This is a genomic window from Agrobacterium sp. FDAARGOS_525 (genome assembly GCF_003938925.1).
Classification (GTDB): Bacteria; Pseudomonadota; Alphaproteobacteria; order Rhizobiales; family Rhizobiaceae; genus Agrobacterium; species Agrobacterium pusense.
On sequence record NZ_RKIU01000005.1, the window covers coordinates 1 to 24,673 of the forward strand.

Sequence of the window (24,673 nt, forward strand, 5' to 3'; positions counted from 1 at the left end):
CCATGCGAAGACCGACAGGAGGAGCATTGCAGCAAGTAAGACAACACTTGCAAAGCCCCAGCCGGTTTCCACCGCCTCGTCGATCTGTGCGCCGAAAACGAAGCCCGCCATAACCAGGCAGACGGTCCAAACTATTGCTGATCCTGCATTCAGAACTGTAAACTTTGCCCATGACATTGATCCGAGACCAACCGGAAGCGCGCCGATGGTCCGCATACCCTTGGGATATCTGTAAAGAAAGATGTAGGCCCAACCGTACTTTGCAACTAGGATTTTCGCGCCCGCATAGGCCTTTTCAGCAAAAGGCCACCTCGTTAACCACGCATCCCCGTATCGTCTGGCGATAAAGAACCGTGCTTCGTCCCCGAGATAGCCGCCGGCAAAGGTTACGGCTAAAACAAGGGACAAGTCCAAAGCTTGTGTTTGAGCCGCATAGCCGCGAACAATGGAAGACTACCGCTTTTCAGCATGCAATATGCAAAAAGCAGGATGTAGATCCATGTACCGTATTCTTGTAGTAGATCAGACAAGCCGTCCATATCGCTTCACCAAGTCAAATCGCAGGCACAAACAGAAACTCTTTTGTGTACGATCTACACGATCTATCGGATGTTTTCCTTCGCATGGCCTGCCTGGTGAGTGCACGACCATCGGGCATCTGGTTCAGTTTGGCAGAGCCCGCGCACGAACTGAGGCTGCCGGTGTTTTCCAACAGCCTCTACCTGACAGCGCCAGGAGAATGCGGATAACCGGAGTCGGCCCTACATGGCACAGGCCTTGCATGCCTGACCCGACTTCAGGCCGCTGAACTGTTGAGGGGCTTCACGGTTTTCTCCGTCTAAGCCTCAGAGAAGGGAGGCAGGCTGGTAACGACGATGGGGGTTTTGCCGGGCACTCGACCATACAAGTCGACAACGTCCTGATTGATCATACGGACACACCCCGAGGATACCGACTTGCCAATCGTCCACCATTCTGGCGATCCATGGATGCGGTATAGCGTGTCTTCGCCATTCTGAAAAATGTAAAGCGCACGCGCGCCCAAAGGATTCTCGAGGCCAGGTGGCATACCACCATTGGCAATGCTATAGGGCGCAAGTTCTGGCTGTCGAGCGACCATCTCGTCAGGTGGCGTCCAGCGCGGCCACTGACGTTTGTACTGGATGACCCCCTTGCCCGACCATTCGAACCCCTGCCGGCCGAGACCGACGCCGTATCGCATCGCCTGTCCGCCTCGTAAGTCAGGTAGAGAAAGTAATTGGCCGTATCCACGACCAATGTGCCTGGCCGCTGTCCAGTCGGATCACTCACCATCTGCCGGTAATAGCGCTTGGCGATCTTCTGGTAGGGTATAGCAGGCAGCGGGAACTGTTCGTTCAGTATTGGTCCATAGGTGATTTCCAGAACCGGATGGCGGTGGCACGATTTCAGACTGTGTCGTCTCCACGGTCGTTCTCGAGCAGCCAGTCAATACAGCCGCCGCTGCCCCAGCACCGCCGATAACGAAGCCTCGTCGTGTCAATTTCCCAGACTGCAATGTATTTCCTCTCGAAGGTTGAAGTTCTGGCTTAAGAGCCGGTCATCAGATTGCGGATTTTCTTCATGCGAACCTCGCGGGATTCATGCATGTCGAGCGTTCCTTTGAAGCTCCCATTGGCGTCCATCATGTATACGCCAGCCGTATGGTCCATTGTGTAGCTTCCATCTTCGGTCGGAACCTTGCGTGCATAGGCGGAGAAAGCTTTAACAGCCGTCGCTGTTTGCTCCGGCGTTCCCGAAGGGCAAGGATTCGACGGTCGAAGGATGTCATGTACTCGTTCAGCAACTGCTGAGTATCTCTCTCGGGTCAACGCTGATGAATACAACGTTGAAACCGCTCGCAGCCGGCCCGAGTTCATTCATCAGGTCACTCAACTCGAACAACGTTGTGGGGCAGATGTCTGGGCAGTGCGTAAAGCCAAAAAACGCCAAATACGGCTTTCCCTTGAGGACAGCGTTGTCGATCACTTGGCCCCGGTGCGAAACCAACTCAAATGGGCGACCGATCGCAGGGGTAGAGGACGTGTCTGGCTCACCACGTTTGCCGCCACCCGACTGCAGCAAATAACCTATAATCAGTAGCAATGTGAAGATCGCAACCACACACCACGCCACAAGTCGAAACGCTCTGAGAGCTTTCATCTAATTCCCTGCCGAAATTCACCCTGAAGAACCCCTTGGAGTACTCCTAATCCTCTAGTAGCTTGAGGTTCAAGGCAAGTGGCGAAGAAAATCGAAATTCTCCTCAGTCGTTTCGCTGTCATCCACATCAGACAGAAACGGAAATTTCAGTCGGACAGAAAGCGCCCTTGACCCTCAAGCTACTAGAGGTTTCATACTGATTAGCATCAATGAGCGACAGGAATGGCAGAGAGTGGTGAAAACTAACGACGGCGCATGGCTTGCGATCTTCAGCGCGTGGATAATTGCCATGGGTTCGACGCTGGGCGCACTGTTTATCGGTGAGGTCATGGGGCAAGCACCATGCGATCTCTGTTGGCACCAACGAGCCTTCATGTTTCCACTGGCAGTGCTGCTCGCAGTCGCCGCTTTCCGCTCTGATGCCCGCGCCTGGATCTATGCCGTTCCGCTGGCAGCGGCGGGATGGTCGATCGCGGCATTTCACAACCTTCTGTATTTCAACATCATCCCACGGCCATCAAGCCTTGCGGCCAGGGCCATCCTGCTCGGGCGCTGGTATGCTCCTCTTCGGAACCCTGCCCATTCCGCTGCTGTCGCTTGGCCGTTTACTGTCATCATCGTCCTACTTCTAATCGTGCGCCGGAGAACACCAACATGAACAGACGCACTTTCGTTATCGCTTCGGCTTCGGCCGCGATTGCCGTTTTCGCAGGAGGCGCGGCCCTCTATGATGGGCTTACGCCAGACGCTGAGCCAGCGCCCTCTACAATGCCGGGGAACAATACCCTTGTCAGAATGCACTCGCCGGTCATGGGCCGGTTTCGGCGCCTGTGACAATTGTCGAGTTTTTTGATCCGTCATGTGAGGCATGCCGGGCCTTTTATCCGCTCGTGAAGCAAATGATGACGCAGACCGGAAATGACGTGCGACTTGTCCTGCGATACACCGTATTCCACGAAGGTTCCGAAGATGCCGTGCGCATATTGGAGGCCGCGCGCAAACAAAACCTGTTTGAACCGGTCCTGGAAGCGATACTTGAACAGCAGCCTGTCTGGGCCGATCATGGCAAACCAGATCTAGAAAAGGCATGGCAGATTGCGGCGATGGCCGGACTTGATGTCGAGCAGGGAAAGAAGGATGCGGCCTCCCAGCGATCGATAATATTCTTGCCCAGGATATGGCCGATGTTCAGGCCAACAATGTGAAACAGACCCCGACATTTTTCGTGAACGAAAAGCCTCTCACAGAGTTCAGTCCGCAAGGTCTATTCACCCTGGTGAAGGCTGAAATCGATGCCAGCAAGGCAGGTTCCTGACCTCGGAGACCGGACCGGAATTCATGAGTGGACATCACCACGATTATGGAGCGGATGCAGGAGACAAGCGTATAGGGGGAGCAATTCTCGTAAACGTGCTCCTTACTTTTGCGCAGATTGCCGGCGGCATCTTCTCCGGCAGTCTTTCCCTGATCGCGGATGCGCTCCACAACTTCAGTGACGCTGCATCACTTGTGATTGCGTATGGTGCACGTCGGATCGCGCGCCGCCCTTCTGACGAAAGAATGACGTTCGGCTATGTTCGAGCCGAAATCGTCGCATCGCTGATCAACTACACGACTTTGATCGTCATTGGGCTCTATCTCGTGTATGAAGCGGTCACGCGGTTCATCGCACCGGTGCCGATCGAAGGGTGGACGGTCGTGATCGTCGCAGGCATCGCGCTCGTCATCGATTTGATCACAGCCATGCTCACCTACACCCTTTCAAAAACCAGCATGAATATCCGCGCCGCTTTCTTGCACAATGTGTCGGACGCGCTTGGATCGGTGGGTGTGATAATTGCCGGCACACTTGTGCTGCTATACGGCTGGACATGGATTGACCCTGCGATCACCCTCATGATCGCAGCCTACATACTCTGGCAGGCCTTCACTGAGATCGGAGGATCGATCAGGATCCTGATGATGGCGGCGCCTGAGGACGTAAATGTGAACGAACTTGTTTCGGACATGCGTTCCGTCGAAGGCGTCCAGGAGGTCCACCATGTCCATGTGTGGCGGATCGATGAAGATCACAAGGCATTGCAAGCGCATCTCGTTGTGACGGAGTTATCTCTGCGCAGTGCTGCTGAAGTGAAAGGCGCAGTGCGAAAAATCCTGCGGGACAGGCACGGTATCGACCACAGCACTCTGGAGATCGAAACGCCAGCGGACGGTTGCGAAGACGGCGTACAGGTCATCGGTCATAATGTTGTAGCGACCTGAGCCTACCTACTTTGCAGGCACCGTTGACGGATATGCTCAACGATGAAAGCCGCGTCGTCAGCCACACCCAAGATCAAACCAGAGGCACGGTTCCGCTGCCATGGACGTCCGACATAGTAGAGACCGGCAACAGGCGAAACCCCGTTGGAGTGAATTGGGGCAGCCCGAGCATCAACTGCACCTTCGACTTCAATCCAAGGGAGCTCATCGGCATAGCCTGTGGCCCAAACAATGGATCTGATGTTCTCGCTCGATCCGTCGGCGAAACTTGCCCTACGATCATGGATCGCAGCCAGTCTCGGCTTCAGGATTACCCCCAACCGCCTAAGTGAAGCATCGTCATTGCCACGAACAGGGAATGGATCTTCACGCCTCATCCTTCGCCCGATGATCCCTGCGCCGATGCACGGAGAAGGCCGAGCTGCCCCAGCCATACCCACAAACTGCGTCCGAGGATCTTCTCCGGTAAAAGTCTGCGCTTTCGCCCGCGTGCAAGCAGCACCTGTTGAAACCCAGCCATCGCGATTGCCACGTCCCTTCCACTCGCGCCATCTCCGACAACAAGAACAGGGCCTTTCGCCACCGAGCCCGGATTGCGGAACTCAGTTACGTGCATCTGCTGAATGTGGGCCGGGAGCAATTTCGACAATCCAGGAATACGCGGTGTCGAAAATGCCCCCGTGGCAACGATGACAATATGACTTGTGAGACGATCGCCGTCTTGCGTTGACGCCACAAAGAGACTGCCTGCCTTCTCAAGTCGGACGACCTTCTTCGAACTGATGACCGGAATTTTATGGAAGGAAGCATACCGCCGCAGATAGTCAGCAAACTCATCCTTTCCAGCATAGCCATTTGCATCACCAACCAGGGGCATATCCGAGAGCGCGCTGATGCTGCGAGGTGTAAAAAGTGTGAGGCTGTCATATCTGTTGCGCCAGCTGTCTCCGATTTTTGTGCCGGCATCAACAATCGAGAAGCTCAGGCCCTGCCTCTTCAAGGCATATGCCGCAGCGAGCCCGGCTTGCCCCGCCCTATAATCAGGATGTTGGTCCGCATTGTATTCCTCTTAAGTAAGATCGTCGTTACCCATCGACGGCTGGGGAGGTTACGGTTTCATTGGGCTCAGGCCTTGCCTCTCGACCAATATGCGAGAAGTATAGCGCGGCGATTAGGATGAGACGCGGGCGACAATCTGGATGAGATTCTTAGGTCGCGGTCGGGGTCAGATTATCATGCTGATTGTCGCTGACAAGTTCTTCGTCATTTTCTGATTGCCGCTCCGCGACAGACAGCGTTGAGGTCCTGATTGTCGCAAACGAAGCGGGTCGGCCTCGCTGGCGCTTTTCCTCAAGTGCTGCTCTGCGGCGATAGCTTTCGACATTCATCTCGAAGATCGTGGCATGGTGCACGAGCCGGTCGACTGCGGCGAGTGTCATGGCAGGATCGGGAAAGACCCTGTTCCACTCTCCGAACGGCTGATTGGCGGTGATCAGGATCGACCTGTGCTCGTATCGGGCCGAGATCAGTTCGAAGAGCACACTTGTTTCCGCCTGGTCCTTGGTGACGTAGGCGAGGTCATCGAGGATGAGCAGGTCGTATTTGTTGAGTTTGTCGATGGCTGATTCAAGCTGGAGTTCTCGACGGGCAACCTGAAGCTTCTGCACAAGATCGGTGGTTCGGGTGAACAGGACCCGCCATCCGTTCTCAATCAGCGCGAGACCGATGGCAGCAGCAAGATGGCTCTTTCCTCCGCCGGGCGGACCGAACATGAGGATGTTCGCTCCCTTGGCGAGCCAACTGTCGCCGGCGGTAATTGCCATGACCTGGGCCTTCGAGATCATAGGTACAGCGTCAAAGGCGAAGCTGTCCAAGGTCTTTCCAGGCGGCAGGTGCGCTTCGGCGAGATGCCGTTCAATCCTGCGATTTGCACGTTCTGCCAGCTCGTGCTCGGCAATAGCCGACAGGAATCGAGCTGCTGGCCATCCTTCCCGGTCCGCCTGCTCGGCAAATTGCGGCCAAAGCGTTTTAATTGTCGGCAACCGAAGTTCGTTGAGCATGATACCGAGCCGTGCTTCATCGATGGCGTGTGCGTTCTTCATGCGGCTTCTCCCGTCCCGATCAGGGCCTCATAACCGTTAAGCGATGCGAGTTGCACATGAACGGTCGGCAGCTTGGCCGGGTCCGGACCGAAGAGCGCTCGCATGGCAGCCAGGTTGGGTAACTCACCAGCATCGAGTGTCCTGGCCAATTCTTCGGCAAGTTCGCGTTCGCAGCCGCGGTCATGCGCCAGTGCCAGAAGCTCAACGGTGATCTTGCAAGCCTGCTTATCGGGAAGATGTTCGGTCAGGGCCTCGAAGGCCTTGCGATATTCTTCTCGCGGGAAGAGCTTGTCGCGATAAACGAGGCCACGGAGCGCCATCGGCTTTTTACGCAGGGAATGGATGACGTGGTGGTAGTTGACGACCTGGTCGTGTCGCCCGTCAGCGTGGCCACGTCCCCGGCGCAACGTCATCAGATGCGTACCGCCAACGAAGACATCCAGCCGATCGTCGAACAGGCGAACTCGTAACCTGTGGCCGATCAGGCGGGACGGCACGGTGTAGAAGACCTTGCGCAGGGTGAAGCCGCCCGTCCGGGACACAGTGACAACAATCTCCTCGAAGTCCGTGGTCCGGCGCTCAGGCAGCGACTGCAGATGGGACCGCTCTGCATCGATACGCCTGCCATGGGCAGCGTTGCGACGGCTGACGATCTCGTCGACAAAAGCGCGGTAAGAACCGAGATCGTCGAATTCCTTGGTGCCCCGCATCAGCAGGGCATCGTGAACAGCGTTTTTGAGATGACCATGCGAGCTTTCGATCGAGCCGTTCTCATGCGCGACACCTTTGTTGTTGCGCGTCGGGGTCATCCGATAATGGGAGCAAAGCTGATCGTAACGGTGTGTGAGATCGACCCTGGCGTCGGCATCGAGGTTGCGGAATGCCGCCGACAGGCTGTCGCTGCGATGATAAAGCGGCGTACCACCCACGGACCACAGGGCATTTTGAAGTCCTTCGGCCAGCGCGACGAAGCTTTCCCCGCCGAGAATGACATGGGCGTGTTCGAAGCCCGACCAGACGAGCCGAAAGTGATAGAACAGATGATCAAGCGGCTGGCCGGCGATCGTTACACCAAGGCCGCTGGCGTCGGTAAAATCCGAAAGGCCCAGTCGGCCTGGCTCGTGCGTCTGGCGGAAGATGACCTCCTGCGCTTCGCCATTGACAGCACGCCACGACCGGATGCGTCGTTCAAGCGTACGGCGGATACCTTCAGATAGTTCTGGATGTCGGCGCAGCATCTCGTTGTAGACGGCGACGGCACGGATGCCAGGGGCGGCCTTCAGCAGCGGGACGACTTCAGTCTCGAAAATCGGCTCGAGGGGATCAGGGCGGCGACGTCCACGCGGCGCTTTGCTCTGAGATGGTAGGTGTACCTTCTTGTCGAGGCGGTATGCCGTGGCTCGGCTGATCGACGCTTTTGCCGCGGCGATCTCTACGGAATGCGTTTGTCGGTACTTCATAAAGAGTCTCATCTGATGATCGGTTAAATGGCGACCCGGCACAAACTGGTTCTCCAATCCAGAAAACCGCAAATGTACCGGACCGACCGCGATCTTGAGACGCCGAAAATCTGCGCCACGCCGGGGTATGACTACGATCGGGCTACGCCCTCACTTCGTCACACCCCGGCGCAAGTCTCATCCTGATTGACGCTGAATCCGCATTGCCTCACTAGAAATGTTCCCTGATTGTTGGCCGTTGCCTCATCTGATTTGCTCCCAGCATTTGTGGGTGCGGAGCAAATCAGATGAGGCTGATCAGCGTGACGACGAAGAAGGAATTGGTTGCTGCTCTGGCAAAGCGCTATGCGGCCGGAAAGCGGGAGGAAAAATCGCGGATCCTCGATCAGTTCGTTTCGATTAGTGGGATGCATCGCAAACACGCGATGCGTTTATTGCGGGGGGCGGATAAGCAACCGCAATCGCGAACGCGGGCGCAGATTTATGACGAGGCGACCCGACAGGCTCTTATTGTTTTGTGGGAAGCCTCCGACCGCATCTGTGGCAAGCGATTGAAGCCCTTGCTGCCAATTTTGATCTCATCGATGGAACAACATAGCCATTTGAGGTTAGACGATCAGGTCCGCACACTTCTGCTACAGATGAGTGCGGCTACCATCGACCGTGCATTGAAAAGCGTGCGAGAAACAGCAGGCGGCCGTCGACGCCGACGTTCCGTTGCTTCATCAGCATTGAAGCGGAGTATCCCAATTCGAAAATTCTCCGACTGGGGTGATCCCCCACCTGGCTTCATCGAGGCCGATCTGGTGTCGCACTCCGGTCCCAACGCACGCGGCAGCTTTATTCAAACTCTTGTCCTTACAGATATTGCGACCGGTTGGACCGAATGCGCCCCTCTGCTTGTTCGCGAACAGAAGCTTTTGACGGAAGTTTTGACCGAGCTTCGCCGCGTAATGCCCTTCCCGTTGCTTGGCTTTGATACGGACAATGATAGCGTATTCATCAACGAGACAATCAGGGACTACTGTATTGATTCAGATATAGAATTCACTCGCTGTAGGCCATATCGTAAAAATGATCAGGCTTATGTGGAGCAGAAAAACGGATCGGTCGTCCGCCGCATTGTTGGCTATCATCGGTATGAGGGAGTTGAAGCTGCGGCAACACTTGCAGAGCTTTATCGTTCGGTGCGCTTGTTCGTGAACTTCTTTCAGCCGTCGTTTAAGTTGCTCGAAAAGCAGCGAAACGGAGCGATGGTCAAGAAGCTCTACTCTTCTCCCGCGACGCCACATCAACGGATTTTGTCGGATGCAAGGACGGGACTGGAGGTACGCGACCGCTTGGTGCGCATGAGCGAACAACTCGATCCTGTAACGCTTCTCCGAAACATTCGTGCAGGACAACAGCGGCTTGCCGACATTGTGCATCAGGGAACACCCTTAAGCGAAGTTCCTGATATCGAGAGCTTTTTACGAAGCCTGCGTATCGCGTGGACGGAGGGCGAAGTTCGTCCGACCGCGAAAGCAAAGCCAAAACTAAAACGCGAGCGACGGCGGCCTGACCCGCTGGTTAACGTCACGAATGATCTTTACAGTTGGTTTGAAGCAGAGCCATGGAGAACCGGCCGCGAGCTACTAGAGCGACTTCAAAGCATCTATCCCGGCGAGTATCCTAATGGACTAATCCGTACGGTGCAACGACGGGTGAAAGGTTGGCGTCGCGATCGCGCGCATAGAATGATATTCGGAAACGAGCCTGGCGAAGATGAACAACAACCAGAGCTCAGCAGGGCATAGGGAGCATTCTGGTGAGGCAATATGCTATCCGTTCGGGAGCATTCTTCGATGAGGCAATACGAATCTCACCTTGATTGCCGCTATGCAGAGAAGCTCAAGAGAAACACCGCGATAACGAAAATCGTGAGCACCGCCAACACAATCCAGTTATTGCGTCGTATCTTCTTAATCCGATCATCGGGCTGGGCCATAATTCATTCTCCTGCCACACTTGGGGTGCTCACCCAGTCGCCGGACCTGGCCTTCTTCTTCTGGAAGGGGTCAGCCAGCGCCGCCTCTGGTCTGCTAACCGGATATTTTGTGCCCGAGATGCGAGCCGCAAGTCGGTCTGGACCCTCTTCTTTAAGGAGTGCGCGGAAACTTGAATGCATCCCGCCATCCACATAGGACGACACCGTGGTGCCGCCGGCCTGTTGAAGCGCAGCCTCAAGCCTTTGGTTTTCTTCGGCCATGCGGGCCATCAGTGCGGGATCAGGAGAAGCGGCGCTTGCGGGGCAAGCCTCCAGTGGGTAGCGGGGCTCTCCGCCCACGAACTCTTTGTTGAACATGTAGCGGCGGCCACACACCGAGACCTTTGGTTGCTGACGGGTCAGTTCGAAAAAGTCGTATCCCTCTTTCAGAGTCCGCCAGAACGACAGGTTTTGATTGTCTTTGTGCAGCGCCATATTTTCCGTCGTCATCCGGAAAGGATAGGCCTGGACCTGGAACCGCTCCTGTCCCGATGAAAGTGCCTTGGCGACGATTGCATATATCTCACCGACGCCCTGGTCTGTCAGCGCAAAGCAACCGGAAGAGGAGCAAGCACCGTGGACCATCAGCGCCTCGCCGGTATAGCCGAGTGCCGACTCCAGCCTGTTTGGATAGCCGAGGTTAAAAGATACATAGTACTGCGATTTAGGGTTCAGCATGCCTTTGGAGACATGGTAAAATCCCTCGGGCGCTTGGCGATCACCTTCCTTGACCTTGGGGCCTAGCTTCCCTGACCACCTGCACATCGGATATGTCTTTAGCAGTGCGTAGCGTCCGCTTCGGTCGATTTTCCAGACCTCGAGCTCGCTTTCCTGCTTAAAGATCCTGATCAGGACGGGGCTTTCCGCTGCCATCCCCTTCTTTGACATTTCTGCCAGCATCTTGCTCGACAGTTCGGGTGCGCTGCTGGACAGGTCGTCCAGACCCATGTCTGAAACACAACCGGATAGCAAGACAGCTACAAAGGCTCCGATGCAGGCATTCCGCGCGATCAGGAGTGCTCGCTCGTTCAAATTCTGAAACCAATCCATTTCGTCACTCTTCGCGCTTTCAATGAAACCGTGCCGACATCATCAAGAAGGTGCCGAGCGCACCACGGCAGCCGGCAATACAGGAAGGGGGCACGACCGCACGACGCCGCATCGAACAAGTCCTTAGCCACCGGTCCAAATATAGAACCTCAAGTAACTAGAGCTACAAGGGCAGCCCCAGGAAATGCTGGATGCTCCTCCCACCTAATCATCTACTCATCTTTGGGCACGGGATCAGGCACAACATCGAGCAGAGATTTATCAACCAGGGGGGTTACCTTCATTGGGGTTGCTCCGGAGCTGCGCATCCGCTCCAGATCTGCTGCAGTCAGGTAATCGAGCTTGGTCATCAGAGTTTTATAGTATGCTTGCAGACCAATCCGCTTGTTCATCCGCTCCACTAGATCTAACCTCAGGGCATCGACCGTGAATTCGGGATCTGTGAGAACCGGTCCGGACACCAGTGCCGCGATCAATTCGTCCGTCAGTTCTGCCTCCGGGCTGGGACTAGCACGCAGTGCCTCGTCATTTGCGGTCAACGTCACTTCTGCAACGACGTATCCGTCCACCTTTTTCTCCCGAATAATCGGGACGGTCACCATCGCCGATTTGACCACCTCATGTTCGGTGAGCCCGGGAGACTGCGCCTCAACCTGTTTGGGCGCCGGGGCCCACTGGAAACCAGCGTAGACAGCAACCAGGCACACCAAGACACACCACGCTCCGGAGAATGCAATCTTCCACATTTACTGATCTCCATGAGGATCAACCGGAGCTACGCCGGGGTCCTCCACGGATCGATGTCCTGTCATCGCATTCAGGCGTGATTGGACAGTGCTCGATCCTTTAGTCGATGAGAGCCGCTTTCAAGCCGCGTGTTGGACATAGTCCAACACAGCAGACACTTGTTGACGATCTCCGGGCGGTTTTAACGGTAAGATCAGGCTCGGGGAGGAGGATCAAGGGGATCAATGCCTGCAAAGACACGGAACCGATTTGGTGAAACTCTGTAGGCAGAGAACATTCGTTCCGAAATTGCAGCGCTTTCCTGCAGGCAAGCCAGAAGCTCGTGAGAATGCTCGACCAGATGCTGGCATTTCGCGTGGGCACCAGCAGACACAGTCCCTTGATGGACGGTTCTGGATATCGTCGCCCCGGAAATGACATTCCGTGCGACTGATCCATGCGGACCCGCAATGGCGACTGCCAACAGCAGTGCCACACACAAAATCCGAATCGATTTTCCGAGCCGCGACATCATCACACGTCACACTCAACCTGTCTGAGATTGCCTGAAGCTGGTGCACACGCACCGCCGCACGATGGAGGACGCAGACAATAAGAATTGATTTCCCCGTATGTGACCATAGCCTCTAGAGTCGAGAAATGATCGGTTCAGTCGCACGTATCGCAAAAAAACTTGGCATGATCGCTGCGTTTTCGCTGGTGGGATTTGTGTTCGTCAAGGTTGTTTTTGCCGTCGTTTGCTGGGGCATAGGACATGACTCCTTCGAGGCCATCGCGGGCATCGTCTCATCCATCGGCCTTGGGGGCTGGATCGGCATAGAGGCCTATCTGTCGTTCACAAGCTGGCGATCTCATAAAAAAGTGCCTTAATTCGACACAGGCCGATAAAATTGCACTGAATTTCTTTGCGTGATGATCGTGTTCGATCCGCATAACTCGTCCCAAGACACAGGGACGACTTATGACCTCCAGATTTTTGCTCGCAATTCTCGCCATAACGATCATTTCGACAGGCGCTGCCTGGAAACCAAAGGGGGCAACGTTGCATTCTATGCCTGTCGCCGGAGCGACGTCACAACCGATAGGCCACTTTGAATTTTGCAAAAGATACAAGAAAGAGTGCCAGCCGATCGCTGCAGACCGCGCACGCCTGAAGCTCACAGAGGAACTCTGGAATAGCCTCGTTGAGGTCAATCAGGTCGTTAATACAATCCCTGCCATCGAGGACATCGAAATCTATGGTGTCGAGGAATTCTGGAACTATCCGACCACCGCAGCCGACTGCGAGGACTTTGTTCTTCTAAAACGCAAGCTTCTGATGAGACGCGGGATCTCGGCCTCCAACCTGCTGATCACTGTCGTACTCCAGCCGGACGGATCCGGGCATGCTGTGTTGACGGTGCGGTCACAGATGGGCGACTTCATTCTCGACAACTTGCGTGCTGAAATCAGAAATTGGTCTGAAACAGAATATACCTATCTCAAGCGTCAGGATTCTCGCAATCCTGGCAAATGGGTGAAGATCAAGGACGGTCGAGACACAACGGCGGTCAGCGGTATTCGCTAATCTGACGAACCAATTTGGACCGGCCGACCTTGCTGCAGTCAGTCGGGATACGTGGCGAGGTGAAACTTGGCAATGATTGGCCCCCTAGCTCAGATGATGAGCCCCGCCCGCCACTAAACTTTCCTTGATGAAGCAACTGACGCCCAAGTTTGCGCTTGAAGCTCTAGTTGCTAGAGGCCGTATGGCAAAAACCCTGTGAGCGTGAAACCCGCTCGCGGCCAATCTGCCAAAATCGTCGCGCAAGTCAGAGCGTGCTCAGCCTGGAACTGAAAATGCTATTCTCGAACAAACGCCTGTTCAGGCTTATCTTTATCGTCCTTGGGGTTATTGCCATCTGCGTTATCGATCTGTCGGTTAAATCCGTCATGGCCGAGCTTCTGGCAGCCCCAACGGGAACCATTGAGTTGGCCCCCTTTTTCAACCTGACGCTCACCTACAACACGGGTGTCAGCTTCGGGCTATTTTCCGACACCATCGCGTCAGCACCCCGGTTGTTCGCCACACTTCAAGGGGGCATCGTTGTCGGACTCGTCGTTTGGGCAATATTCGCCAACAGTGTCCTGGAGGGAATGGCCATATCGGCAATGGCTGGGGGTGCGAGCGCAAATGTGGTCGATCGCTTTATGCACTTGAGGGTTACCGACTATCTGGATTTCCACGCTTACGGGTGGTCATGGCCTGCTTTCAATATTGCGGATGTGTTCATCGTGTGCGGTGCCATTGTCCTTGTGGCGGCGTCGGTAGTTCAGACCAAAAACAAGCATGCGTCCACGAATTCCTGACGGGGTGAGGCGCAAAGAGAAGGCAAAGCCTCAACTCTCAGTTTCTTGGCGGCCTTCATTCGCGATCTGGTTCTCCATGGTGATGATTGGTTTCCGCAGAACCTGGAGCAAGGATCTCAAGCGGGACAGCACGCGAGGTTCCGTTATCAAATTTTAGCGTCATCGTTGCGGCTTTCGGAGGCCCCGAACTTCGCACCAGTGAAATGAAAACTGTGTCCTGATCCATGTCCAGTTCCGCATTCCGGGGTATCACGACGTAGGCATCCGATAGCGGTACCCGTTCGAAGCCTTTGGAATCAGACATCGGGCTCTCGAGTGTAGCGGTCGAATACCCGGCAACCTCGATAGAGACAATCGCTATCTCATCGCCCGTACCGTTGTAGACGGTGACATATGCAGTATCAGTGACCCCGTTGGGCGCCAGTACCAATTCTGCATGCTCGATGGTCAGGGAGTCGTATTTGATTTGATGAGGTTCATTTGTCACGTTAGCCAGGACGCTGCTTTGACCGGCGAAAAGAAATGCAGTGGCTGCCACACACCAACGTTTTGCTTGATTTGCCATTTGTAAATCCTCACATGTGCCGGACCATTGCTATATATCTTTCGGTTCGGTCGGTGATCAGATTTGTGTGATGGTCTAGTTTGCCGCAGTCAACACTAGCCGCGTCTGGAGAGGGAGCGAGCATGCTTACAATTGGAGATCTGTCTAGGACCACCGGTGTCAAGGTTCCAACTATCAGATATTATGAGCAGATGGGGCTGCTTTCGCCGCCAGAGCGTTCTGAGGGCAATCAACGACGCTACTCGAAGACCGAGCGGGAACGCCCCTTGTCAATCGGCGTCGTAACGGGACCCCTTATCGGCTCCCAAAAGGGACCCCTGCCTCTAGTTGCATCGGGTCAGCGCGCGTAGGCCCGGGGCTCTCCATTTAGCGCAAGGGCCTGCGGGCGCGGGTTGTTTGTCTTTTCGGCTTTAGCTTTGAGAGCGGTTTTTAAAGCGCCAGGATTCGTTCCCGGTTTCCACGATCTCGCAATGGTGGGTGAGCCTGTCGAGCAGAGCGGCGGTCATCTTGGCGTCGCCGAATACGGCCGGCCACTCGCCGAAGGCCAGGTTCGTCGTGACGATGATGGACGTCCGCTCGTAGAGCCTGCTGATGAGGTGGAAGAGGAGCTGGCCGCCCGCCTGGGCAAATGGGAGATAGCCCAGTTCGTCCATGATGACGAAGTCGAGCCTGGTGATGAAGTCGGCCAGCCGTCCCTGTTTGCCGCTACGTGCCTCCGTCTCGAGCCGATTGACGAGGTCGACGACGTTGAAGAAGCGGCCGCGTGCGCCATTGCGGATCAGAGCACGAGCAAGGGCGATGGACAGGTGAGACTTTCCCGTGCCGGTTCCGCCGACCAGAACGATATTGTGCTGCTCGGCGAGGAAGGCCCCGGTTGCGAGTTGGCGCACCAGGCCTTCGTTGACCGGCGTGTCGGTGAAGTCGAAGTCGTCGATGTCCTTGGCCAGCGGCAGCTTGGCGACGGTGATCTGGTATTTGATGGAGCGCGCTTGCTTCTCGGCGATCTCCGACTGAAGCAGGTCACCGACGATGCGCGGCGGTTCGTGCTGTCGCTTGATGCCGGAGGCCATGATCTCGTCATAGGCGCTACGCATGCCGAACAGCTTCAGCGTGCCCATCATGTCGAGGATTTGGGATCGTTCCATATCAGCTTGCCCTCCTCAGGCTGTCGTAACGGGCGCAGTCGGCCAGAGGCTCATGGGTCAGGCGAAGCGCATCGGGGATGGAAAGGATGGCGGCCGGCTGCGGATCACGCTTGCGGGCCAGAATGTTGATGATGACGGCGGCCGAGAACACGCCCTGATCGATCGCCTCCTGGCAGGCCGCTTCGACGGCGGGGAGCCCGTCCAGGCCCACGCATTCGAGGATCGACACCATCTGCCGGTCGCCGTCATGCATTGCCTTCAGCCGGCGGCGCACCTTCTCCATGGCGGCGGGCAAAACCCAGTCGTGGAACGGCGCACCGTTGCGCAGTGCTCCCGGTTTGCGGGTCAGGACCGGCACGTAATGCCAGGGATTATAGATCGTCTCGCCACGGCCGAAGCAGCGATCGTGTTGGCCGATTTCCACGCCATCCTGCCGGATGACGATGCGATCTGCATAGGCATGTATCTCGGCAGGGCGGCCGACTGCCGTAGACAGTACCGAGTATTTGTTGTTGTCGAAACGCACGAGGCAGGTCTTGCCGATCGAGGCCTGCACAGCGTGGAAGCCGTCGAATTTGCCGGGATAGCCGACCAGGTGCGGCCGCTCCGCATCGAACACCTCCCAGATCGTGCGCTCCGTCTGATCGACGTGCTTATGAGCGCGGGCGTAACTGATGCACTTGTCCAGCAACCAGCCATTCAGTTCATCGTAGGATTTGAAGCGCAGTCGCGGCGTGAAGAAGCGTTCGCGCACCAGATTGACCTGGTTCTCGACCTGGCCTTTCTCCCACCCCGACGCCGGCGTGCAGGCCACCGGTTCGATCAGGTAATGGCTGCACATCTGTAGGAAGCGGCGATTGTATTGCCGTTCCTTGCCGACGAAGACCGTCTCCACCGCGGTCTTCATATTATCATAGATGCCGCGCGTGCAGGCCCCGCCGAAGAAAGCGAACGCCCTGTCATGGGCGTCGAAGACCATCTCTTGCGTCTCGCGCGGATAGGCTCTCACATACATCATCCGGCTGTGGCAGAGCCGGATATGCGCAACCTTCACCGTCGTCGTCACGCCGTTCAGCACGACAATCTCGTGGCTCCAGTCGAACTGGTAGGCCTCGCCCGGCGCGTAATAGAGCGGCACATAGGCTTGCGCCGTCACGGACCCGCGCTCCTTCGCCCATGTTCGGGCGTAACGCCGGACTGTGTCGTAACCGCCCTCGTAGCCGAGGTCGCGCAAGTCCTCGAATATCCGGATCAGTGTCAGCCGTTCGCGAGAAGATTTGGCCTCATTGGCGAGGAGCATTCCATCGAGCTGACCGCGCCAGGGGCCGAGCTTCGGCTGAGGTTGACGGGTCCGTTCGTATTTGAACTCCGTCTCATCGGTGCGCAAAACCTTCCGCACCACTTTCCGCGATATGCCCAACTCCCGGCAGATCGCCTTGATCGACTTGCCCTGAACATGGGCTAGCCGCCGTATCTTCAGAATTGTTTCCACAATAAGCATCCGAACAAAAAGCCTCCGATGAAACCGGAGGCTGTTGTAACCCCATTGCAAATGGGGGTCCCGTTTGGACGCCGATCACCCCATGTGCGGGGTCCTTATTCCATGCCTAATCACATCTCACGGCAGTGTCGATCTTGTTTGCACACGAGGCGCAATCCATTCCGGTTACCCGGAAACGAGTTTGTAACGAGTCGCTCACTGGAAATCCTCACATTGTGAAAGATTAACCTTACGACCTCTAGCCACTAGAGGTGCAAGCAAAAACTTGGTTCGACAGGGGCGCTCGATATCGACTAATTGGTCCGAGGGCCGCGAGCCCCTGCAATGTCGCCACAGCGGTGCTTAAAAGCTGATGGGCGTGACCAAGTCTCGAAACGCCTTGAGCGGATCCGAAGTGTCGCCCACCCCAAACTTCATGGCCGACGCGATTGCTCTGTTTCTTGGCGGAAACAAGAAAGCCGATTGACATATCCCCTCCAGGGGGTGGGAAATCTTCATGAGCGAACATCGACACGAAACGCATTCCGACAAGCGCCTCAAGCGTGCGAACGCCATCTGAGGAGTGTCACCGCCATATTCGAGGCGGGCATACCCTGTCTCGACATCACCCAACAACTGGATGCCGTCGAGAAGGCAGTCCGCAACGCCAAGCGCACCCTGAACCAGGACCATCTCGATCATTGCCTGAAGGAAACGGTGGGCGCCCTGGATCTCGTAGTAGCTATAAGGCGTCACAACACGAAAGTAGTGAATCTGTCCGACTTTTGAGAACGTATCCTGAACTCAGGTCGGTTTAACCGTAGATGTCGTTGTTTTTTCGGCCCTGAGAGCTTCGTAGAGGGCGGTTTTCCCGATTTTCACGCGGGCCGCAGCTTCCCGGACGTTCAAACCGGCCGCCAGATGCTGGCGGGCTTTGGCAAGTTTCTCCGGGGTTACGACGACTTGTCGACCACCGCGTCGACCGCGTTCCCCTGCGGCTTGTAGGCCGGCGCGTGTTCGTTCCCTGATCAGATCGCGCTCGAACTGTGCCAGCGCCCCGAACAGGTGGAAAACCAGTCGACCGCCCGATGTCGTGGTGTCGATGTTTTCGGTGATGGATCGGAAGCCGACGCCTTTGGCCTCCAGTTCTGTGATGATCTCGATGAGGTGCTTCATCGACCTACCGAGGCGGTCGAGCTTCCAGACTATGAGCGTGTCGCCGTCGCGAACGTAGCGGATCGCCTCGGCCAATCCGGGCCGGTCAGTCTTCACGCCGGATGCCTTATCCTCGAACAGTCTTTCACAGCCTGCTTTGCGCAAAGCGTCGAGTTGCAGGGCAGTGTCCTGGTCGCCAGTGGAGACCCTTGCATAGCCGATAGAGGTCATGAGACGTGGTTTGTCCGTTTTCTCGTTGAACTCGGACAATGTCCGATTTGCCGTTCAAGAACAAGGTTTGCGGACAAAAACTGTGGATGCCGCGAAACGGTCGTTTGTCGGACATGTGTTTTCCAGTTCGCTGCGGTTTCCGCAACGAAACTGGAAGCCGAGACAATGGCCAGAAGAGCATTGCTGAGCGAGATATGGTGGCAACAGGCGACAACCATCCCGCAGGACGAAAGGGAGATCGCCAAACATTACACGCTGGACCGGCCGGATCTCGACCTGATCATGCGGCAGAACAAGGCCTCGAACAGGCTGGGCCTTGCCTGTGTCATAGCCTTGCTGCGTTATCCCGGCCGGCCGCTTGCGGATGGCGAGGTCTTGCCGTTTGGCGTTTTGCGGTTTCTGGCACTGCAGATTGGCGTCGATCACCGCGAGATCGATCGTTATTTCGAGCGCCCGCAGACCCGGCGCGAGCATCTCGCCCTGCTTTTCGACAGGATGAAGATGCGTCCTTTTGCGCCCGCGGACGTGAAAGCGCTTACCGGCTGGCTGACGCCTGCCGCGCAAAGCCTGCGCCAAGCCGATGCATTGGCGGATATGGTGGTGGAGGAATTGCGCCGTCGCCGCATTCTTCTGCCTGCGCGCCAAGCCCTTGAAGCCATCCTTCATTTGGCAATCCGGCGCGGGATTCGCATAGCCCACCGGGCGCTGGCGGGCGGATTGTCGGAGGGCCAAAAGCTCGACCTGGACAAACTTCTCGACCCGCGTGAGGGGACGAGCGTCACCATTCTCGCCTGGGCGAGGACACCAGCATTATCACCAGCCGCCGCCAACCTTGACAGAATAGCCGAGCGAATTCGCTTCCTTCGGTCCCTAAACCTGCCGGCGACGCTGATGGAGCGCATTCCGGCCAAGGTCTTTGATGAATTCGCCGCGGAGGGGATGCGAATGAGTGCCCAACATCTGCGCGACCTCAACCCCGAACGCCGGCATGCCGTGCTGGCGGCGACGGTGCTGTATCTTTCCCGCCACCTGACCGACGGCGCCATCGACATGTTCAAGAAACTCATGGGTATGTTGACGCGGCGGGCCGACAGTCAGGCGGCCGCCCGCGTCACCCGCTCCGTGCGGGAGGTGCAGAAGCCACTGAAGGACGTTTCGAAAGTTTGCCATGCGATCATCAAGGCCAAGGAGAAAGGCGAGGATATCGCCAAGGCGCTCGAACAGGTCGTTCAATGGCCAGCCTTTGCCGCCAGTGTCGAGGCGGTCGACACGCTGATCGCGCCGGATATCATCGACGGTAAAATCGAAATGCTCCAGCGCTATCCGACGATCCGGAAACTTGCGCCGCAATTCCTCTCGACCCTCGTGTTCCGCGGGCACGCCGTGGCGGCGAATCTCTTGCGCGCGCTCTCCGTGATTGCCGATCTCTACCGCACAGGGAAACGGGCTATACCGGACAACGCTCCCACATCCTTCGCACCGAAAGGCTGGATGCCGCTCCTCCTTCAGGATGGCAAGATTGATCGCCGGGCTTACGAACTCTGCCTGTTTAGCGAGTTGAAGCGCCGGCTTGATGCGGGTGATGTCTGGGTGGAGGGGGCGAAGCGCTTCCAGTCATTCGAAAGCTTTCTCATTCCCACGCCGACATTTGAGCTGATGCGCGAGGAAGGTCCACTTCCGGTCGCCGTCGATACCGACGTGGAAACCTATCTCAGCCAGCAGCGCAAGATTATGAATGAGGGATTGGCTGACCTCTCCCGTCTTGCAGCCGTCGGCGAACTCGATGATGTCGAACTGACCGAGGCTGGATTCAGTGTCACGCCGCACAAGGCGATGTTTCCAGACATCGCCAAGTCGCTGAAGCGACAAGTGGAAAGCCGTTTGCCCGCAATCCGCATCACCGATCTTTTGCTCGAGGTGGATGCTCGCACGGGATTTTCCAACGCTTTCACACATCTACGCACCGGTCGGTGGGCCGACGACAAGCTCGCTTTGCTCACCGCAATCCTGGCGGACGGTATCAATCTTGGCCTGACGAGAATGGCCGATGTTTCACCCGGGTTGACGATGCGTCAACTCGCCTGGGCGCATGACTGGCACATTCGCGAGGAAGGCTACAACGCCGCTCACGCCATCCTCGTCAACGCCCAGAAGCAATTGCCTCTCGCGAAGCTGTGGGGCGATGGAACAACATCATCCTCAGACGGACAATATTTTCCGGCGGGAGGCCATGCCGAGGCGATTGGCGATCTCAACGCGCGGTACGGCCCCAACCCCGGCGCCAAATTTTACCGCTTTACGTCTGACCAGTACGGCGCTTTCCACATCATCGCCATGAACGCCAATGCGAGCGAGGCCATCTATGTTCTCGACGGACTGCTCTATCACGGCAGCGATCTCGCCATCGAAACGCACTATGTCGATACCGGCGGGGTCAGCGACATAAGTTTTGCGCTTTGCCACTTTGTTGGTTTCCAGCTTGTACCTCGGCTGCGCGGCCTCAAGGATCGCAAGCTTTATCTCTTCCCGGGCGATACGCCGCCCGAAAATCTTGCATCGCTCGTTGGCGAGCCCATCAACATCGAGCGGATCAAGGCAAATTGGAACGATATCCTCCGCCTCGTCACGACGATCCGTTCCGGCCAGGTCCGGCCTTCGACCTTGCTGGCGAAGCTGTCCGCCTTTCCGCGTCAAAACGGACTGGCGCTCGCACTTCGCGATATCGGACGCATCAACAGATCCATCTTCCTGCCGCAATGGTGGCAGAACCCAGAAATGCGCCGGAACGCTACCGCCGGCCTCAACAAGAGCGAAGCGCAGAACACCCTGGCCCGCGCGCTGTTCTTCAATCGCCTCGGAGAACTGCGGGACAGGACCTTCGAGAGCCAGTTCTACGGGGCGTCCGGACTGAACCTACTCATCAATGCCATCGTCTACTGGAATACGCTCTATCTCGAACCGACTTTCGCCCAGCTCAATCGTGAAGGCATCGCCACGCCTCCTGATGTGATCAAACATATCACCCCGCTCGGTTGGCAGCATATCAGTCTGACCGGAGATTACATCTGGACCCCGACGGACAGCCCCGATCTCAGGCCGCTGCGGCGGGAAACCTCCATCCTCGCTGCGTGATCACCATATGTTCTCAAATGTCGGACAGATTCACCACTTTCGTGTAGGGACGCCTATAAGTCCGGTCATCCGAATGTCTTCTATTGGAGCAATAGCTCTCATCGCCTTCGCCTTGAAGGGATCTGAACAAACGACTGGCCAATTTCCGACGCACTGCACTCTAAATTTCCTTTGGTTTGCAGACGCTTAGTTTCACCCGTGGCTTGCTATTCCTGAGTCTGTTTCGTTTTAGCCCTGGTCGTCCTGCAATAAACCTCAATCCTCAGCTGGAGCATCGACATGTCATGCCCGCAGATGGCGCGGCGCCGTCGTCAATGACGCTTATCGGCTCCTATCTTCAATGTTGTTGTGGATGGCCATGCTACAACCTGTCAACGTGATTTAGTAGGCAGCAAAGAATGGATATTCAGGTGCATGACCCACAGGGTCAGTGTGAGGGGATCTATGTACGCACGGGACGATTTTCAGCTGCTGGCTGCTCGCACGGCGAAGGTCCAGGTAGACCTTCCCTGGCGTCGACAACGAGAGTGGATGAATCCCCATGTTTCGTTTAGCGAGCCGCCTCAAAGCCTTCGGTCATCTTCTTCGGAACACATTACCGCACTGATTGGCAAGAACGGAACTGGAAAGTCGCATCTTCTCAGCTCCATCGTCCAGACGTTCGTCACGTTGGAGCAGTTGCAGACGCGAAAGCGGCGCACGATCAAAGAGTTTCCTCTCGAGCACCTCTCGTACATGATCGATGGTCGGCGTTGCACGATTGACTACCATGGCAAGCAAAGCCTGGAATGCCATGTCGATGACTTGCATGTACCAATTTACGGTCTGCCACTCCCAAGGCGCGTGGTCGCCCTCACCATCAGCCCCTTCGACAAATTCCCAGTTCCCCGCTCCCTAAGGCATTCTGTGAAGCCGGTTGATCCATCGGTCTACGAATATCTGGGTCTTCGCGATCAATTCGGCAAAGCGTCGATGGAATCGCTTCTGTTCCGTTCCCTGAACAACCTGTTCGAGGAAGGGGAGAACGAAGCTCTTCGTCGCATCAACATTGGTTCGGTGTTTCAATTCCTCGGCCTAGAGCCGATCTTGACCGTCATCTACAAGATACGAATCCATTCGTCCGTATTGCGGCGTTTGCAACGTGGAGAAAGGGTCGATTGGAAATCGGTCGGCAACTTTTCGGAGAGCCGTAATGTCGAGGAAATGCTTCGGAGCGGCTTTGACGAGGTAGAGTTGAACAATCTTCTGGAGCTGGCGATGGCGCGCGCGGAGGACGGTTTCGTCAGGACAGTCGCCGACTTCAACTACGGAGGCGATCTCGACGAAACGTTTCGCATCCTGCAACCGCTACGGCGAGCAGGTTTTCTCAGGCTATCGGGCGTCGAGGTTAAGCAAATCAACGGTCCGGTTTCGAACCTGCGACGTGCCAGTTCCGGCCAGCTGAGCATGATCTGCGCGTTGCTCGCACTGGCATCGGTCATCAACAATGCAAGCCTTGTCTTGATCGACGAACCGGAACTCAGCCTCCATCCCGAATGGCAGGTCGATTACGTCGACCTTTTGATTAAGACATTCGCCCGCTTCAATGGATGCCACTTCGTTATTGCCACACATTCTCCGATGGTCATATCTGAGCTTCCCAAGCACGCGAACGTCATCGCGCTTGACCAACCGTCTCTCCCCGCGACGGAAGATATCACCGGTCAATCGGCAGACTACCTGCTCGCGGAAGTTTTCGGAACGCCAATGCCCGGGAACCTCTACGTCCGGGAAAGGGTCGTTGCAGCACTTGGCCTCATCTCGGAAGGCAAGTCGAAGTCTCCTGAATTCAATGAAGTGACCGCCGATCTTCAGAAGATTAGTGAGCAATTGAAACCGGATGATCCGATTGCGGATATCATCGGGGATATCGCTAACGTCGCTCGGGCTGCGGGAACGAAGGCGTCGTAATGAACCCCGTTGTATATTCCGACGCAAACCAGCTGATTGTCAATGATTTCGAAACCCGACCTGCCGTCGATCAGATTGGATCCTATTGGGGTGAAGATGAAGTAGCTCCAGTAAGAAAACAAATCAAAGATCATTACATCGCTGAACAGAGTCAGCGGTGCTGCTATTGCGCCTTTGAGATCGCGACCAACAATAATGCTGTCTGGGACGGGGAACACATCATATCCCGTGACGCAGCGGCCAGATTCATGTTCGTACCTGAAAACCTCAGCATTTCCTGCAAGGATTGTAATCTTGCCAAGAAGGAGAAAGAGGTCAGGGTCAATCCTTCGCTCAAGCGGTTCCCAACTCGATCTGAGCAATATAAAATTGTTCATCCCCACTTTGACAACTACGCCGATCACATCCAGTGGTTCGGGAAAGTCGTCAAACCTCTCACGGACAAGGGTATCGAAACCGTCGCAATGTGCGGCTTGAGTCGCTACGGAAAGAAAAAGGCGGGAGCAGAGAAGGTGCCGATCCATCCTGCCATGGCCAAGCAAATCGGTATCCTTATGGATCCCTTTTCAGATCGGATCGATATGCATGTAGCACTTGCCAGCATCAAGGCATACCTTGAGACCGTTCCGCAGGATTAGTCGAGGGTATACTCTCTGGCAAGCGGCAGTCGCAATGTGCTTGTAAAGTGGCGAACATGCTGTCGAGCCTAGTCCAACAGAGCACGGCTATGGGATGCGATATGGGGAAGTCAGGAAAAGCATCTGGGTCGGCACGATCTTGCGCAGCTGTGGAACATGCTTGATCCCATCTGCGATCTCCCAGGAGTCGACCACTTGCC

General features: G+C 56.1%; 21 protein-coding genes and 5 pseudogenes. 12 read left to right on the plus strand and 14 right to left on the minus strand.

Annotation, left to right across the window (positions count from 1 at the left end):
* From EGT36_RS26850 to EGT36_RS31175, 4 genes and pseudogenes are all read right to left on the minus strand, one after another.
* Positions 1-408 (minus strand): DedA family protein (locus tag EGT36_RS26850; RefSeq protein ID WP_125271464.1); only part of this gene is annotated, 408 nt, incomplete at its 3' end.
* Between the two features lie 430 nt (positions 409-838).
* A pseudogene (locus EGT36_RS26855) lies at positions 839-1,537 on the minus strand (L,D-transpeptidase).
* 31 nt (positions 1,538-1,568) lie between these two features.
* Positions 1,569-1,898, minus strand: a complete 330-nt coding sequence (locus EGT36_RS31550) for an SCO family protein (RefSeq protein ID WP_502697450.1) — start codon at positions 1,896-1,898, stop codon at positions 1,569-1,571.
* Entirely contained in the window at positions 1,819-2,181 is a 363-nt protein-coding gene (locus EGT36_RS31175) for an SCO family protein (protein WP_286084347.1), read from the minus strand. The genes EGT36_RS31550 and EGT36_RS31175 overlap by 80 nt, the downstream gene beginning before the upstream one ends.
* 232 nt (positions 2,182-2,413) lie before the next feature.
* Here EGT36_RS31175 and EGT36_RS26865 point away from each other — a divergent pair, with 232 nt between their 5' ends.
* The 3 genes from EGT36_RS26865 (at position 2,414) to EGT36_RS26875 (ending at position 4,443) form a co-directional block, all read left to right on the plus strand.
* On the plus strand, positions 2,414-2,839 hold the full coding sequence (locus EGT36_RS26865) for a disulfide bond formation protein B (protein WP_286084348.1): 426 nt from the start codon (positions 2,414-2,416) through the stop codon (positions 2,837-2,839).
* A 172-nt stretch (positions 2,840-3,011) separates the two neighbouring features.
* Entirely contained in the window at positions 3,012-3,386 is a 375-nt protein-coding gene (locus EGT36_RS31180) for a DsbA family protein (protein ID WP_286084349.1), read from the plus strand.
* 133 nt (positions 3,387-3,519) lie between these two features.
* Positions 3,520-4,443: a cation diffusion facilitator family transporter gene (locus EGT36_RS26875; RefSeq protein ID WP_112828968.1), complete on the plus strand. Its 924-nt coding sequence runs from the start codon at positions 3,520-3,522 to the stop codon at positions 4,441-4,443.
* Between the two features lie 373 nt (positions 4,444-4,816).
* Here EGT36_RS26875 and EGT36_RS26880 read toward each other — a convergent pair.
* From EGT36_RS26880 to istA (EGT36_RS26890), 3 genes and pseudogenes are all read right to left on the minus strand, one after another.
* Positions 4,817-5,464 (minus strand): annotated as a pseudogene (locus EGT36_RS26880) (NAD(P)-binding domain-containing protein); the annotation flags it as partial.
* A gap of 187 nt (positions 5,465-5,651) precedes the next feature.
* Positions 5,652-6,545: an IS21-like element ISRel5 family helper ATPase IstB gene (gene istB / locus EGT36_RS26885; protein WP_037095010.1), complete on the minus strand. Its 894-nt coding sequence runs from the start codon at positions 6,543-6,545 to the stop codon at positions 5,652-5,654.
* Positions 6,542-8,047, minus strand: a complete 1,506-nt coding sequence (gene istA / locus EGT36_RS26890) for an IS21 family transposase (RefSeq protein WP_125270226.1) — start codon at positions 8,045-8,047, stop codon at positions 6,542-6,544. Before istA (EGT36_RS26890) ends, istB (EGT36_RS26885) begins: the two co-directional genes overlap by 4 nt.
* A 245-nt stretch (positions 8,048-8,292) precedes the next feature.
* Here istA (EGT36_RS26890) and EGT36_RS26895 point away from each other — a divergent pair, with 245 nt between their 5' ends.
* Complete coding sequence (locus EGT36_RS26895) at positions 8,293-9,801, plus strand: integrase catalytic domain-containing protein (RefSeq protein ID WP_125269942.1); 1,509 nt, start codon at positions 8,293-8,295, stop codon at positions 9,799-9,801.
* Positions 9,802-9,995: 194 nt separating this feature from the next.
* On the opposite strand, the gene EGT36_RS26900 is transcribed toward EGT36_RS26895, so the two are convergent.
* Together EGT36_RS26900 and EGT36_RS26905 are read right to left on the minus strand one after the other, a co-directional pair.
* Entirely contained in the window at positions 9,996-11,081 is a 1,086-nt protein-coding gene (locus EGT36_RS26900; RefSeq protein WP_286084350.1) for a L,D-transpeptidase family protein, read from the minus strand.
* A 212-nt stretch (positions 11,082-11,293) separates the two neighbouring features.
* Positions 11,294-11,827, minus strand: coding sequence for a hypothetical protein (locus tag EGT36_RS26905; protein WP_112828970.1), 534 nt, complete (start codon positions 11,825-11,827; stop codon positions 11,294-11,296).
* A gap of 640 nt (positions 11,828-12,467) precedes the next feature.
* Between EGT36_RS26905 and EGT36_RS26910 the strand changes: the two genes are divergently transcribed.
* The 3 genes from EGT36_RS26910 (at position 12,468) to lspA (ending at position 14,177) form a co-directional block, all read left to right on the plus strand.
* Positions 12,468-12,698, plus strand: coding sequence for a hypothetical protein (locus tag EGT36_RS26910; RefSeq protein WP_112828971.1), 231 nt, complete (start codon positions 12,468-12,470; stop codon positions 12,696-12,698).
* 91 nt (positions 12,699-12,789) lie between these two features.
* Positions 12,790-13,395 carry a transglutaminase-like cysteine peptidase gene (locus EGT36_RS26915; protein ID WP_112831893.1) on the plus strand — a complete coding sequence of 202 codons (606 nt, stop codon included), beginning with the start codon at positions 12,790-12,792 and terminating at the stop codon, positions 13,393-13,395.
* Between the two features lie 251 nt (positions 13,396-13,646).
* Positions 13,647-14,177, plus strand: a complete 531-nt coding sequence (gene lspA / locus EGT36_RS26920) for a signal peptidase II (protein ID WP_286084351.1) — start codon at positions 13,647-13,649, stop codon at positions 14,175-14,177.
* A gap of 55 nt (positions 14,178-14,232) precedes the next feature.
* Here the strand turns inward: lspA and EGT36_RS26925 are convergent, their stop codons facing one another.
* Positions 14,233-14,742 carry a hypothetical protein gene (locus EGT36_RS26925; RefSeq protein WP_125271466.1) on the minus strand — a complete coding sequence of 170 codons (510 nt, stop codon included), beginning with the start codon at positions 14,740-14,742 and terminating at the stop codon, positions 14,233-14,235.
* A 122-nt stretch (positions 14,743-14,864) separates the two neighbouring features.
* On the opposite strand from EGT36_RS26925, the pseudogene EGT36_RS26930 reads away from it, so the two are divergent.
* Positions 14,865-15,005, plus strand: a pseudogene (locus tag EGT36_RS26930) (MerR family DNA-binding transcriptional regulator); the annotation flags it as partial.
* A gap of 147 nt (positions 15,006-15,152) precedes the next feature.
* Here the strand turns inward: EGT36_RS26930 and istB (EGT36_RS26935) are convergent.
* The 3 genes and pseudogenes from istB (EGT36_RS26935) to EGT36_RS31555 form a co-directional block, all read right to left on the minus strand.
* Positions 15,153-15,887 carry an IS21-like element helper ATPase IstB gene (istB, locus tag EGT36_RS26935; RefSeq protein ID WP_003501246.1) on the minus strand — a complete coding sequence of 245 codons (735 nt, stop codon included), beginning with the start codon at positions 15,885-15,887 and terminating at the stop codon, positions 15,153-15,155.
* Between the two features lies 1 nt (position 15,888).
* Positions 15,889-17,388: an IS21 family transposase gene (gene istA / locus EGT36_RS26940; protein WP_052821263.1), complete on the minus strand. Its 1,500-nt coding sequence runs from the start codon at positions 17,386-17,388 to the stop codon at positions 15,889-15,891.
* A gap of 115 nt (positions 17,389-17,503) precedes the next feature.
* Positions 17,504-17,587, minus strand: a pseudogene (locus EGT36_RS31555) (heavy-metal-associated domain-containing protein); the annotation flags it as partial.
* Between the two features lie 297 nt (positions 17,588-17,884).
* On the opposite strand from EGT36_RS31555, the pseudogene EGT36_RS26950 reads away from it, so the two are divergent.
* Positions 17,885-18,156, plus strand: a pseudogene (locus EGT36_RS26950) (metal-sensing transcriptional repressor).
* A 15-nt stretch (positions 18,157-18,171) separates the two neighbouring features.
* Here the strand turns inward: EGT36_RS26950 and EGT36_RS26955 are convergent.
* The gene (locus tag EGT36_RS26955) at positions 18,172-18,753 is read right to left on the minus strand and encodes a recombinase family protein (protein ID WP_125271468.1); all 582 of its coding nucleotides are present in this window, start codon (positions 18,751-18,753) and stop codon (positions 18,172-18,174) included.
* 165 nt (positions 18,754-18,918) lie between these two features.
* On the opposite strand from EGT36_RS26955, the gene EGT36_RS26960 reads away from it, so the two are divergent.
* The 3 genes from EGT36_RS26960 to EGT36_RS26970 all read left to right on the plus strand — a co-directional run bounded on the left by EGT36_RS26960 (position 18,919) and on the right by EGT36_RS26970 (position 24,473).
* Positions 18,919-21,885 carry a Tn3 family transposase gene (locus tag EGT36_RS26960; RefSeq protein ID WP_125271469.1) on the plus strand — a complete coding sequence of 989 codons (2,967 nt, stop codon included), beginning with the start codon at positions 18,919-18,921 and terminating at the stop codon, positions 21,883-21,885.
* 444 nt (positions 21,886-22,329) lie between these two features.
* Positions 22,330-23,835 carry an ATP-binding protein gene (locus tag EGT36_RS26965; RefSeq protein WP_172965729.1) on the plus strand — a complete coding sequence of 502 codons (1,506 nt, stop codon included), beginning with the start codon at positions 22,330-22,332 and terminating at the stop codon, positions 23,833-23,835.
* Complete coding sequence (locus EGT36_RS26970) at positions 23,835-24,473, plus strand: HNH endonuclease (protein ID WP_113732151.1); 639 nt, start codon at positions 23,835-23,837, stop codon at positions 24,471-24,473. The genes EGT36_RS26965 and EGT36_RS26970 overlap by 1 nt, the downstream gene beginning before the upstream one ends.
* Positions 24,474-24,673: the final 200 nt, after the last annotated feature.

What these genes read in the sequence shown, in the direction of transcription:
- EGT36_RS31550 (WP_502697450.1), bottom strand. Translation starts at nt 1,898, where the DNA reads ATGAACTCGGGCCGGCTGCGAGCGGTTTCAACGTTGTATTCATCAGCG.
- EGT36_RS31175 (WP_286084347.1), bottom strand. Translation starts at nt 2,181, where the DNA reads ATGAAAGCTCTCAGAGCGTTTCGACTTGTGGCGTGGTGTGTGGTTGCG.
- EGT36_RS26875 (WP_112828968.1), top strand. Translation starts at nt 3,520, where the DNA reads ATGAGTGGACATCACCACGATTATGGAGCGGATGCAGGAGACAAGCGT.
- istB (WP_037095010.1), bottom strand. Translation starts at nt 6,545, where the DNA reads ATGAAGAACGCACACGCCATCGATGAAGCACGGCTCGGTATCATGCTC.
- EGT36_RS26895 (WP_125269942.1), top strand. Translation starts at nt 8,293, where the DNA reads ATGAGGCTGATCAGCGTGACGACGAAGAAGGAATTGGTTGCTGCTCTG.
- EGT36_RS26900 (WP_286084350.1), bottom strand. Translation starts at nt 11,081, where the DNA reads ATGGATTGGTTTCAGAATTTGAACGAGCGAGCACTCCTGATCGCGCGG.
- EGT36_RS26905 (WP_112828970.1), bottom strand. Translation starts at nt 11,827, where the DNA reads ATGTGGAAGATTGCATTCTCCGGAGCGTGGTGTGTCTTGGTGTGCCTG.
- EGT36_RS26910 (WP_112828971.1), top strand. Translation starts at nt 12,468, where the DNA reads ATGATCGGTTCAGTCGCACGTATCGCAAAAAAACTTGGCATGATCGCT.
- EGT36_RS26915 (WP_112831893.1), top strand. Translation starts at nt 12,790, where the DNA reads ATGACCTCCAGATTTTTGCTCGCAATTCTCGCCATAACGATCATTTCG.
- EGT36_RS26925 (WP_125271466.1), bottom strand. Translation starts at nt 14,742, where the DNA reads ATGGCAAATCAAGCAAAACGTTGGTGTGTGGCAGCCACTGCATTTCTT.
- istB (WP_003501246.1), bottom strand. Translation starts at nt 15,887, where the DNA reads ATGGAACGATCCCAAATCCTCGACATGATGGGCACGCTGAAGCTGTTC.
- istA (WP_052821263.1), bottom strand. Translation starts at nt 17,388, where the DNA reads ATGCTTATTGTGGAAACAATTCTGAAGATACGGCGGCTAGCCCATGTT.
- EGT36_RS26955 (WP_125271468.1), bottom strand. Translation starts at nt 18,753, where the DNA reads ATGACCTCTATCGGCTATGCAAGGGTCTCCACTGGCGACCAGGACACT.
- EGT36_RS26960 (WP_125271469.1), top strand. Translation starts at nt 18,919, where the DNA reads ATGGCCAGAAGAGCATTGCTGAGCGAGATATGGTGGCAACAGGCGACA.
- EGT36_RS26965 (WP_172965729.1), top strand. Translation starts at nt 22,330, where the DNA reads ATGTACGCACGGGACGATTTTCAGCTGCTGGCTGCTCGCACGGCGAAG.
- EGT36_RS26970 (WP_113732151.1), top strand. Translation starts at nt 23,835, where the DNA reads ATGAACCCCGTTGTATATTCCGACGCAAACCAGCTGATTGTCAATGAT.